The organism is Micromonospora tarensis, assembly GCF_016803395.1.
GTDB lineage: Bacteria > Actinomycetota > Actinomycetes > Mycobacteriales > Micromonosporaceae > Micromonospora > Micromonospora tarensis.
On the sequence record NZ_JAEVHL010000217.1, the window covers coordinates 1 to 11,023 of the forward strand.

The window sequence follows — 11,023 nt, forward strand, 5'->3', positions numbered from 1 at the left end:
GACCGTCGGGCCGGGCGCACCTACGGCGGCACCGCGGACGCCACCCAGCGGGTGGACGCCGGCGGGCACCCGGACGCCACCCAGCGGGTCAGCTACGGCAACCCGGCGGACGCCACCCAGCAGGTCGGGTACGGCGGCGCGCCGGAGGCGACCCAGCGCATCGGCGGCACCTACGGCGGCGGCAACCAGTGGTCGGTGCCGGGCACCGGCCAGCCCTGGACGACAGCACCCGCCGCCTCGGCTGGTGGCGCCTCGGGCGGCGGCGCGTTGGGCAAGGTCCGGGCCACCGGCGGTCAGCTGGTCAGCACGGTCAAGGGCTGGCCCCGCAAGGTGCAGCTGGCTGCGGCCGGCGGGGTGGTCGTCGTGCTGCTGCTCACCGTGGTGCTGCTCTCCACCGGCGACGACGCCCCGCCGAGCACTCCGACGGCACAGCCCACCCCGTCCGCACCGGCGGCTCCGGTGGTCGAGATGCAGGAGCACACCGCCCGCGGGATCCAGGTCATGGTGCCGAAGGGCTGGAAGAAGGCCACCGGCGGTTCCTACACCGACTACATCGACCCGGAGGACAGCGGGCGCAAGGTCCGCATCATCACCGAGAAGTGGTCCAGCAGCTCCGCCCGGTGGGCGGAGACGGCCGAGAACGGCCTCAAGACCAGGAGCACCTCCTGCGTCAAGCCGTACAACCAGATCTCCGCCACCGAGACCGAGCTGGCCAGCAAACCGGCCGCCGAGTTCGAGTACACCTGCGGCGAGGGCGACGTCATGCGGCACGGCGTCTGGCGCGGCGTGGCCCAGGACGGCAAGGCGTACTCGTTCTACCTGACCTCGACGGACGCCAAGTTCGCGGAGAGCAAGCCGATCTTCGACGAGATGGTGCGGACGTTCCAGCTCACCGGCAACGGCTGAGCCGGAGGGAACCAACAGCGGTGTTCCGCCGCCGTGCTATCAAGGGGCATGGCGGCGGACACCACTGAGATCGACGACATTCGCGAGCAAGCCCGGCGTTGGTTGGCCGACGACCCCGACCCGGCGAGCCGGGACGAGCTGACGGCGGTGCTCGACCGGCTACCGGCGAGCGCACCGGAGCTGGCCGACCGGTTCGCCGGTCCGCTGACCTTCGGCACGGCGGGACTGCGCGGCCCCCTGCGTGCCGGCCCGAACGGGATGAACCTCGCCGTGGTCACCCAGGCCGCTGCCGGCCTGGTCAGCTGGCTCGCGGCCCACCGTGGCACCGGCCCCCTGGTGATCGGGTACGACGCCCGGCACGGCTCCCGGCAGTTCGCCGAGCGGACCGCCCAGGTGGCGACCGGGGCGGGCCGACCGGCGGTGCTGCTGCCCCGCCCGCTGCCCACCCCGGTGCTGGCGTACGCGGTGCGCCAGCTCGGTGGGGTCGCCGGGGTGATGGTCACGGCCAGCCACAACCCGCCGCAGGACAACGGCTACAAGGTCTACCTCGTGCCGAGCTGGGCGGCGAGCTGGGTGCCGGGGCGCAGATCGTGCCGCCCGCCGACACCGGGATCGAGGCGGCCATCCGATCGGTCGGGCCGCTGACCCAGGTGCCGTTGGGCCCACCCGGGCAGGTGCTCGGCGACGACCTGGTCGCCTCGTACGTCGAACGGGCCACCGCGGTGATCGACCCGGACGGGCCACGGGACCTGACGGTGGCGTACACCCCGCTGCACGGGGTGGGCGCGGCGGTGCTCACCGCCGCCTTCGCCCGCGCGGGTTTCCCGGTCCCCGGGGTCGTGCCCGACCAGGCCGAGCCGGACCCGGCGTTCCCCACCGTGTCGTTCCCCAACCCGGAGGAGCCGGGTGCGGTGGACCGGTTGATCGCGCTGGCCGACTCCACCGGCGCGGATCTCGCCATCGCCAACGACCCGGACGCGGATCGTTGCGCGGTGGTCGTCCGGGACGACCGTGAAGGCTGGCGGATGCTGCGCGGCGACGAGGTGGGTGTGCTCCTCGCCGACCACCTGATGCGTCGTGGGGTGACCGGGCTCTACGCCACCACCATCGTGTCGTCGTCCCTGCTGCGGGCGATGTGCGCGGCCCGGGGCCTGCCCTACGACGAGACGTTGACCGGCTTCAAGTGGATCGTGCGGGCCGGCGGCGGGAGCGCGCCGCTGGTCTTCGGCTACGAGGAGGCGCTCGGCTACTGCGTCGCCCCGGAGCACGTCCGGGACAAGGACGGCATCACCGCCGCGCTGACCGTGGCGGAGCTGGCCGCCGGCCTGAAGACCCAGGGTCGTACGTTGACCGACCGGCTGGACGAGCTGGCCGCCGAGTTCGGCGTGCACCACACCGACCAGCTCTCCGCCCGGGTGGACGACCTACAGGTGATCGCCGACGCGATGGCCCGGATCCGGGCGGCCACCCCGGCCACCCTGCTCGGGCAGCCGGTGGACAGCGTCCGGGACCTGCTGCCCGAGTCGGACGTGGTGATCCTGCGCACCGCGGTGGCCCGGGTGGTGATCCGCCCGTCCGGGACCGAGCCGAAGCTCAAGGCGTACCTGGAGGTGGTGGAGCCGGTGCCCGACGGCGATGTCGCCGCCGCCCGGACCCGCGCGCAGACGGCGATCGCGCGGCTCCGCACCGAGGTCGCCGCCGCCCTCAAGTTGTAGCCGACGCCGGGCGGCGGGTCAGCGGCGCGGGCCGAGGGCCTGGTCGACGGCGGTGGCCAGGGCGGCGACGACCAGGCCGACCGAGGGGCGGACCACCGAGTCGTCGGTGCTCACCTCGCCGGAGAACCCGGCGCCGGTGGCGATCTCCGTCAACCGGCGGCGGGCGTCGGCGGCGGTCTCGCCGCTCACCCCGAGCGCGGACTCCATCCGGAGCACCACGACCAGGGTGGCCAGCGCGGCGGTCCGCTCGTCCGGGGCTGCCGCGCCGGTCAGCGCCTCGGCCAGCCGCTGCCGGGTCTCCGCCTCGACGGATCTGTCCACGACCGGGTAGCGGTGCACGTGGATGAAGCCCAGCTCGGTCTCGTCGACGTCCCGGACGACGCCCTGCCGGCACAGGTCGGTGAGGATCCGATCACGCAGGCCGTGCCGCAGCCGCTGCACCCACGATGCCGGGGTGTGCGGAGTGTCGGCGGCGATCCGGCCGAGAACCTCGTCGCTGAACGGCTCGCCGGTCGGTGTCGGGTCGACCACCGTCAGGGACCCGTCGGCGTACGCGATCCGGCCGGCCAGCGCCAGCTCGACCAGCACCGCGGCGGCCATGCCCAGGTCCAGGCTGATCCGCGGCATGGTCGCCTTGCCGGTCGTGTCGTCGTAGGCGAGAAGCAGCAACTCCTCGGCGAGCGCAACACCAGTCATGGCCGAAGACGGTAGCGGGTCCGCGCACCCCGTGCACGGACCCGCCGGACCCGGCACCGACCGGGTATCGCCTCAGAAGCGGGGCATGCCACCGAACTGCCGGTCACCGGCGTCGCCGAGCCCGGGGACGATGAACATCCGGTCGTTGAGCCCTTCGTCGATCGATGCCGTGACCAGGCGCAACGGCAGGCCGGAGCGCTCCAGCCGCTCGATGCCGACCGGCGCGGCGAGCACGCAGAGCACGGTGATGTCGGTGCACCCCCGGTCGGCCAGCAGCCGACAGGAGTGCTCCAGCGAGCCGCCGGTGGCCAGCATCGGGTCGAGCACCAGCACCGGCAGCCCGGTCAGGTCGCGCGGCAGCGACTCCATGTACGCGCGCGGCTCGTAGGTCGCCTCGTCGCGGGCCAGGCCCACGAAACCCATCGAGGACTCCGGCAGCAGGCCGAGCGCGGCGTCCGCCATGCCCAGCCCGGCGCGCAGCACCGGGACCAGCAGCGGCGGGTTCGCCAGCCGGGTGCCCTCGGTGCCGGTGACCGGCGTCTGCACCGGGTACCGCTCGACGGGGAAGGTGCGCGCCGCCTCGTACACCAGCATGGTGGTCAGTTCGTGCAGCGCGGCCCGGAACGTCGAGGAATCGGTGCGCGCGTCCCGCATGGCGGTCAACCTGGACTGGGCCAGCGGGTGGTCAATGACGTGTACATCCACGATCGCTCAACCTACCGCTCCGTAGGGCCGGGTGTTGCCGCTGCGGTCGGAGCAGCGACGCCGCTCACGTCGGAGCGACCGGACCGGACATCGTGAGCAAGATCACTCGACGCTCCGGTGCGTAGACTTCGGGGCATGACGGCGACAACGACGTCGGCCCGGTCGGAGCTCTCCGAGCTGGGACGATCCGAGACCGCTCTGCGGACCTTCCTGCACGGCCTGCCGGGCGTGGACCAGGTCGGCGCGGAGCAGCGGGCGGCACAGCTCGGCACCCGCTCCATCAAGACCACCGCCAAGGCGCAGGCGATCGACCTGGCGATCCGGATGGTCGACCTGACCACCCTGGAGGGGGCGGACACCCCGGGCAAGGTGCGCGCGCTGGCCGCGAAGGCGCTGCGCCCGGACCCGGCCGACCCGTCCTGCCCGCACGTCGGCGCGGTCTGCGTCTACCCGGCGATGGTCCCCCACGTCGCCGAGGTGCTGCGTGGCAGTGCCGTGCACCTGGCCAGCGTCGCCACCGCCTTCCCGTCGGGCCAGGCGCCGTTGGAGATCAAGCTCGCCGACACCCGGGCCGCCGTGGCGGCCGGCGCCGACGAGATCGACATGGTGATCAACCGGGGTGCCTTCCTGGCCGGGCGGTACCAGGAGGTCTACGACGAGATCGTGGCCACCAAGGAAGCCTGCGGGGACGCCCACCTCAAGGTGATCCTGGAGACCGGCGAGCTGGCCACCTACGACAACGTGCGGCGCGCCTCCTGGCTGGCCATGCTGGCCGGCGGCGACTTCGTCAAGACCTCCACCGGCAAGGTCCCGGTCGCGGCGACGATGCCGGTGACCCTGGTGATGCTGGAGGCGGTCCGCGACTTCCGCGCGGCGACCGGGCGGCAGGTGGGTGTGAAGCCGGCCGGTGGCATCAAGACCACCAAGGACGCCATCAAGTACCTGGTGATGGTCAACGAGACCGTCGGCCCGGACTGGCTCGACCCGGACTGGTTCCGCTTCGGCGCGTCCAGCCTGCTCAACGACCTGCTCATGCAGCGCACCAAGCTGACGACCGGCACCTACTCCGGTCCCGACTACTTCACCCTGGACTGATAGCCGATGTTCGAATACGCCCCCGCCCCCGAGTCCCGCTCGGTGGTGGACCTCAAGCCCTCCTACGGGCTGTTCGTCGACGGTGAGTTCGTCGACCCGGCCGACGGCGGCAGCCTGAAGTCGATCAACCCCGCCTCCGAGGAGGTGCTGGCCGAGGTCGCCGAGGCCGGCTCGGCCGACGTGGAGCGCGCGGTCCGCGCCGCGCGCAAGGCGTACGACAAGGTCTGGGGTCCGATGCCCGGCCGGGACCGGGCGAAGTACCTGTACCGGATCGCCCGGCTGATCCAGGAGCGCTCCCGCGAGCTGGCCGTGCTGGAGTCGCTGGACAACGGCAAGCCGATCCGGGAATCCCGCGACGTGGACCTGCCGCTGGTCGCCGCGCACTTCTTCTACTACGCCGGCTGGGCCGACAAGCTGGAGCACGCCGGCTTCGGCGCCGACCCGAAGCCCATCGGCGTGGCCGCGCAGGTCATCCCGTGGAACTTCCCGCTGCTCATGCTGGCCTGGAAGATCGCCCCGGCGCTGGCCGCCGGCAACACCGTGGTGCTGAAGCCGGCCGAGACCACCCCGCTGACCGCGCTGCTCTTCGCCGAGATCTGCCAGCAGGCGGACCTGCCGGCCGGTGTGGTCAACATCCTCACCGGCGCCGGCGACACCGGCCGGGCGCTGGTCGAGCACCCGGGCGTGGACAAGGTCGCCTTCACCGGGTCGACCGAGGTCGGCCGGGCCATCGCCCGTTCCGTCGCCGGCACCCGCAAGAAGCTCACAGTGGAGTTGGGCGGCAAGGCCGCCAACATCGTCTTCGACGACGCGCCCGTCGACCAGGCCGTCGAGGGCATCGTCAACGGGATCTTCTTCAACCAGGGGCACGTCTGCTGCGCCGGTTCCCGTCTGCTGGTGCAGGAGAACGTGGCCGACCGGGTGCTGGAGTCGCTGAAGCGGCGGATGGCCCAACTCCGGGTCGGCGACCCGCTGGACAAGAACACCGACGTCGGCGCGATCAACTCGGCCGCCCAGCTGGAGCGGATCCGCGAGCTGTCCGACGCCGGCTCGGCCGAGGGCGCCGAACGCTGGTCGCCGCCGTGCGAGCTGCCCGACCGGGGCTTCTGGTTCGCGCCGACCATCTTCACCGGGGTCACCCAGGCACACCGGATCGCCCGCGAGGAGATCTTCGGCCCGGTGCTGTCGGTGCTCACCTTCCGCACCCCGGCCGAGGCGGTGGAGAAGGCCAACAACACGCCGTACGGGCTGTCGGCGGGGATCTGGACCGACAAGGGTTCCCGGATCCTGTGGATGGCCGACCGGCTGCGCGCCGGAGTCATCTGGGCCAACACGTTCAACAAGTTCGACCCCACCTCGCCGTTCGGCGGGTACAAGGAGTCGGGCTACGGTCGCGAGGGCGGCCGGCACGGGCTGGAGGGCTACCTCAATGTCTGAGCGGGTCGCGGTACGCAAGACGTACAAGCTCTTCATCGGCGGGAAGTTCCCGCGCAGCGAGTCGGGACGGTCGTATCTCGTGCAGTCCTCGAATGTGTCACTGGCCTCCCGCAAGGACGCCCGGGACGCGGTCGTCGCCGCCCGCGCCGCCGTGAAGGGCTGGGCCGGCGCGACCGCGTACAACCGGGGTCAGATCCTCTACCGGGCCGCCGAGATGCTGGAGGGCCGCCGCGAGCAGTTCGTCGCCCTGGGCATCCCCGGCGACGAGGTGGACGCCGCGGTGGACCGCTGGGTCTGGTACGCCGGCTGGGCTGACAAGATCGCCCAGGTGTACGGCGGCGCCAACCCGGTCGCCGGCCCGTACTTCAACCTCTCCGCGCCGGAGCCGACCGGCGTGGTCGCGGTCGTCGCCCCGGAGCGTCCGGCGCTGCTGGGGCTGGTCAGCGTGATCGCCCCGGCGATCGTCTCCGGCAACACGGTGGTGGTGGCGGCCTCCCCCACCGAGCCGCTGGCGGCGGTGACGCTGGCCGAGGTGCTGGCCACGTCCGACCTGCCCGGCGGGGTGGTCAACATCCTGACCGGCGCGATCACCGAGACCGCGCCGACGTTGGCGTCGCACCTGGACGTCAACGCGATCGACCTGACCGGGGTGACCGACGCCACCCTCGCCACCGACCTGGAGGTGAAGGCGGCGGAGAACCTCAAGCGGGTGCTCCGACCAGCCCCGGGCGACCACGACTGGTTCGCCGGCCCAGGCTTGGCCCGGATGACGACCCTGCTGGAGACGAAGACGGTGTGGCACCCCAAGGGGGTGTGATCGTCTTCTGCTCGGCCTGGGGGTCTGACGTGGCCCGGGCCCGTCGATCGGGTCGGCTCACGGGGTTCCGCCTCGGGTTGGCTCGCCGGTCGACGGGGTGGCGGCGCTGGTGGGTCGGGGGTCTACTACCGGGGGTAGGATTCGGGTGTGACTCGGTTGGGCGATCTTGAGCGTGCGGTGATGGACGTGTTGTGGGACGTGGTCCCCGGCACGTCGGACGGGGTGACCGTGCGCGAGGTGGCCGACGCGCTCGATGGACGCGAGCTGGCCTACACGACGGTGATGACCGTGCTGGACCGGCTCGCCGGCAAGGGCATGGTGCAGCGGGAGCGGGAGGGCCGCGCCTGGCGGTACCGGCCGGCGGCCAGCCGCGAGGCGCACATCGCCCAGCTCATGCTCGACGCCCTCGACCTGGGCGGCAGCCGGGACGCCGCGCTGGTGCGGTTCGCCCGCTCGGTGACCGGCACCGAGGCCGAGGTGCTGCGGGCGGCCCTGGGCAGCGAGGCCGGTCTGACCGGGCCGGGCTCGACCGACGCGCTGACCGATCGGGTGGACGGGCCGGCCGGCCGACGCCCGGCCGGCGAGGCAGCGGAGCGGTAGGGCGCGCGCCATGGCCTACGCCGTGCACTTCGCCGCCACGATGCTGGCCTGCTATCTGACCGCCCAGGTGTTGGCCCGTTCCACCTGGACGTGGCGCAGCCCTCGGGTGGCGATCATCTGCTGGCAGGCCGTCGGGTTGGCGCTGGGCCTCTCGGCGATGGGCCTGCCGATGGCGCTCGGCCTGAGCACGTACGACCTGCCGACCGGCAGCGCACTGCTCGCCCTGGCCGACGACCTCGCCCACGGCGCCCTCCCGCGCGGGTTGAGCACCTTCCACCTGGCTGGCGTCGGGGTGGGGTTCGGCATCGGCGCGGTGCTGGTCACCACGACCGTGCGCAGCATCCACGGCACCGTACGCGCCCAGCGTCGCCACCGGGACCTGCTCTCCCTGGTGGCCCGGAACGACCCGGCCGCGCCGGGCGCGCTGGTGCTGGATCATCCGAGCGCCGCCGCGTACTGCCTGCCCGGGGTGAAGCCGCAGGTGGTGGTCAGCGCCGGCACGCTCAGCCTGCTGGACCGGGCCGAGCTGGCGGCGGTGCTCAGCCACGAACGGGCGCACGCCCACGAACGGCACGACCTGGTGCTGCTGCCGTTCACGGCGCTGTGCCGGGCGCTGCCCTGGTTCGGCTGGGTACGCGACGCGCACGAGCGGGTCGCGCTGCTGGTCGAGATGCGCGCCGACGACAAGGCCCGCGAGCTGCACGCCGACGCCCCGCTGGCGGGGGCGCTGCGCCGGTTCGCCGCCGCCGGGCACCGGATCACCCCGGCCGGCGCGCTGGGCATGGGCGACCGTGATCTCGACGTACGGGTGCAGCGGCTGCTGGTCGCCGACCGGCCGCCCCGGGCGCTCGGTGCCACCGCCCTCGCGGTCGCCAGCACGCTGGTCGCCCTCCCGATCACCCTCTTCCTGTCCTGAGCTGACCCCAGCGCGCTCACGGGCCTCGCCTCGGCCCCGAACCGCGCGCCGCGGCGCCCGCCTTCCGATCCCAAGATCGCGCTCGATCCAGGATCGAGTGGCATCCCACGGCGGACGAGACCACTACCTCCAGGATCGAGCGCGATCTTCCCGGCACACAACTACTACGTGATGTCGTAGACTTATCTACGACATCACGTAGTAGTCAGACATGTAGAGAACCTACGTGTAGGGTGGCTACGACAAGGGAGCCAACACTACGGAGAGCCGGCCATGGACACAGTGCTCCTCGCCCGCCTGCAGTTCGCCACCACCACCTCGATCCACTTCCTCTTCGTGGTCGTCACGCTCGGGCTGGTGACTCTGCTGGTCGGCATGCAGACCGCCTGGGTCCTCACCGGCAACCCGAAGTGGGAACGGCTGACGCGCTACTGGGGCCAGCTCTACGTGATCAACTACGTGCTCGGCATCGCCACCGGCATCGTGATGGAGTTCCAGTTCGGGCTGAACTGGAGCGGCCTGTCGCGCTACGTCGGCAACGTCTTCGGCGCGCCGCTGGCCATCGAGACGCTGGTGGCCTTTTTCCTGGAGTCCACGTTCCTCGGGATGTGGATCTTCGGCTGGCACGGCTGCGCCGGGGCGTACACCTCGCGCTGCTCTGGGGCGTGGCGATCACCGCGTACGCCTCGGCCTTCTGGATCATGGTGACCAACTCGTGGTTGCAGAACCCGGTCGGGTACGAGGTACGCGACGGGATCGCCCACCTCACCGACTTCGGGGCCCTGCTCACCAACCCGAGCCTCGGCATGGCGCTCGGGCACGTGGCCTCGGCCGCGCTGCTGGTCGGCGGGATGCTGATGGCAGCCGTCAGCGCCTGGCACCTGATCCGGCGCACCGCCGACTTCGCGCTGTTCCGCACCTCGCTGCGGATCGGCCTGGTGACCTCGGCACTGGCCATCACGCTGGTGCAGGGCTTCGGCTTCGCCCAGTTCGGCCCGGTGGGCGCGGTGCAGCCGACCAAGTTCGGCGGCGACGGCCCGGAGAACCAGGCACTGATCGCCGAGTGGACCAGCCGGTTCGGCCCCGGCGACTACACCCCGCCGGTGCTGGCCAACGTCGGGCTGGGCTTCATGATCCTGATCGGCCTCACGCTCGGCTGCGTGTGGTTCCTGCTCCCCCTGCTCTTCCGGGACTGGGTCATCCGGCTGCGCTTCCCGCTCTGGCTGATCCTGCTCGCCCTGCCGCTGCCGCTCGTCGCGGTGATCCTCGGCTGGATCGCCCGGGAGGTCGGCCGCCAGCCCTGGGTGGCGTACGGACTGCTCCCCACCGAGCAGGCGGTCTCCCCGGTCAGCGCGCCGCTGATGCTCACCTCGCTGATCGGCTTCAGCCTGCTGCTGGGCACCCTCGCCGTCACCAACTGGGTGCTGCTCGCCCGGCACGCGGCCCGCGGCGCGGCCGACCCGGCGCTCGGTCGCCCACCGGCCCCGCCCAGCGAGCCGGCCCACCCCGAACCCGCCCTGCTCTGAGCCGCTGAGGAGAAGACCGTGGACCTCGCCTGGTACGCCCTGCTCGGCCTCTTCTTCGCCAGCTACCTGGTGCTCGCCGGCTACGACTACGGCGTCGGGCTGCTGCTCGCGCGCGGCGTCGGCCCGGCCGGGCGGCGGCAGGCGCTCACCGCGCTCGGCCCGTTCTTCCTCGGCAACGAGGTCTGGCTGGTGGCCGCCGTGGGCATCCTCTTCGGCGCGTTCCCGGTGCTGGAGGGCGAGTTGCTCGCCGGCTGCTATCCGGCCGTCGCCGGCGCACTGGTCGGCGTCATCCTGGTCACCGCCGGGGTGCAACTGCGCAGCCGGCCCACCGACGAGCGGTCCCGCGCCCGCTGGGACCGCGTCGTGGTGATCGGCAGTGCTCTCGCCGCGCTGGGCTGGGGTGTGCTGCTCGCCGCGTTGTTGCAGGGCGTGCCACGTCAGGCCGACGGGCACGTCGCCGGGGTGTCGCACCTGGCCACCCCGTTCGCGGCCACCGCCGGGCTGGCCATGGTCGCCGCGTTGTTGCAGGGCGTGCCACGTCAGGCCGACGGGCACGTCGCCGGGGTGTCGCACCTGGCCACCCCGTTCGCGGCCACCGCCGGGCTGGCCA

General features: G+C 72.5%; 9 protein-coding genes and 3 pseudogenes. 10 read left to right on the forward strand and 2 right to left on the reverse strand.

The window, feature by feature from the left end:
- Both JM949_RS28365 and JM949_RS28370 read left to right on the forward strand, forming a co-directional pair.
- Positions 1–906, forward strand: a pseudogene (locus tag JM949_RS28365) (PsbP-related protein); the annotation flags it as partial.
- Between the two features lie 48 nt (positions 907–954).
- Positions 955–2,621, forward strand: a pseudogene (locus JM949_RS28370) (phospho-sugar mutase).
- A gap of 18 nt (positions 2,622–2,639) precedes the next feature.
- On the opposite strand, the gene JM949_RS28375 reads toward JM949_RS28370, so the two are convergent.
- On the reverse strand, positions 2,640–3,317 hold the full coding sequence (locus JM949_RS28375; RefSeq protein ID WP_203151252.1) for a GOLPH3/VPS74 family protein: 678 nt from the start codon (positions 3,315–3,317) through the stop codon (positions 2,640–2,642).
- Positions 3,318–3,389: 72 nt separating this feature from the next.
- Positions 3,390–4,022, reverse strand: coding sequence for a uracil phosphoribosyltransferase (gene upp, locus JM949_RS28380; protein ID WP_203151253.1), 633 nt, complete (start codon positions 4,020–4,022; stop codon positions 3,390–3,392).
- Positions 4,023–4,157: 135 nt separating this feature from the next.
- Here upp and deoC point away from each other — a divergent pair, with 135 nt between their 5' ends.
- The 8 genes and pseudogenes from deoC to JM949_RS28415 form a co-directional block, all read left to right on the forward strand.
- A complete protein-coding gene (deoC, locus tag JM949_RS28385; protein ID WP_203151254.1) occupies positions 4,158–5,117 on the forward strand; it encodes a deoxyribose-phosphate aldolase in 960 nt (319 codons plus the stop codon).
- A gap of 6 nt (positions 5,118–5,123) precedes the next feature.
- Positions 5,124–6,554: an aldehyde dehydrogenase family protein gene (locus JM949_RS28390; protein ID WP_203151255.1), complete on the forward strand. Its 1,431-nt coding sequence runs from the start codon at positions 5,124–5,126 to the stop codon at positions 6,552–6,554.
- Entirely contained in the window at positions 6,547–7,371 is an 825-nt protein-coding gene (locus JM949_RS28395; RefSeq protein WP_203151256.1) for an aldehyde dehydrogenase family protein, read from the forward strand. Before JM949_RS28390 ends, JM949_RS28395 begins: the two co-directional genes overlap by 8 nt.
- A gap of 147 nt (positions 7,372–7,518) precedes the next feature.
- Positions 7,519–7,971, forward strand: coding sequence for a BlaI/MecI/CopY family transcriptional regulator (locus JM949_RS28400; protein WP_203151257.1), 453 nt, complete (start codon positions 7,519–7,521; stop codon positions 7,969–7,971).
- A gap of 10 nt (positions 7,972–7,981) precedes the next feature.
- Entirely contained in the window at positions 7,982–8,887 is a 906-nt protein-coding gene (locus tag JM949_RS28405) for a M56 family metallopeptidase (protein WP_203151258.1), read from the forward strand.
- A 273-nt stretch (positions 8,888–9,160) separates the two neighbouring features.
- Positions 9,161–9,852: pseudogene (locus tag JM949_RS40200) on the forward strand (cytochrome ubiquinol oxidase subunit I); the annotation flags it as partial.
- A gap of 165 nt (positions 9,853–10,017) precedes the next feature.
- Positions 10,018–10,413, forward strand: coding sequence for a cytochrome ubiquinol oxidase subunit I (locus JM949_RS40205; RefSeq protein ID WP_238434048.1), 396 nt, complete (start codon positions 10,018–10,020; stop codon positions 10,411–10,413).
- A gap of 18 nt (positions 10,414–10,431) precedes the next feature.
- A partial coding sequence (locus JM949_RS28415) for a cytochrome d ubiquinol oxidase subunit II (RefSeq protein ID WP_309232364.1) occupies positions 10,432–11,023 on the forward strand: 592 nt, incomplete at its 3' end.

What these genes read in the sequence shown, in the direction of transcription:
- JM949_RS40205 (WP_238434048.1), top strand. Translation starts at nt 10,018, where the DNA reads ATGATCCTGATCGGCCTCACGCTCGGCTGCGTGTGGTTCCTGCTCCCC.
- deoC (WP_203151254.1), top strand. Translation starts at nt 4,158, where the DNA reads ATGACGGCGACAACGACGTCGGCCCGGTCGGAGCTCTCCGAGCTGGGA.
- JM949_RS28375 (WP_203151252.1), bottom strand. Translation starts at nt 3,317, where the DNA reads ATGACTGGTGTTGCGCTCGCCGAGGAGTTGCTGCTTCTCGCCTACGAC.
- JM949_RS28405 (WP_203151258.1), top strand. Translation starts at nt 7,982, where the DNA reads ATGGCCTACGCCGTGCACTTCGCCGCCACGATGCTGGCCTGCTATCTG.
- JM949_RS28395 (WP_203151256.1), top strand. Translation starts at nt 6,547, where the DNA reads ATGTCTGAGCGGGTCGCGGTACGCAAGACGTACAAGCTCTTCATCGGC.
- JM949_RS28390 (WP_203151255.1), top strand. Translation starts at nt 5,124, where the DNA reads ATGTTCGAATACGCCCCCGCCCCCGAGTCCCGCTCGGTGGTGGACCTC.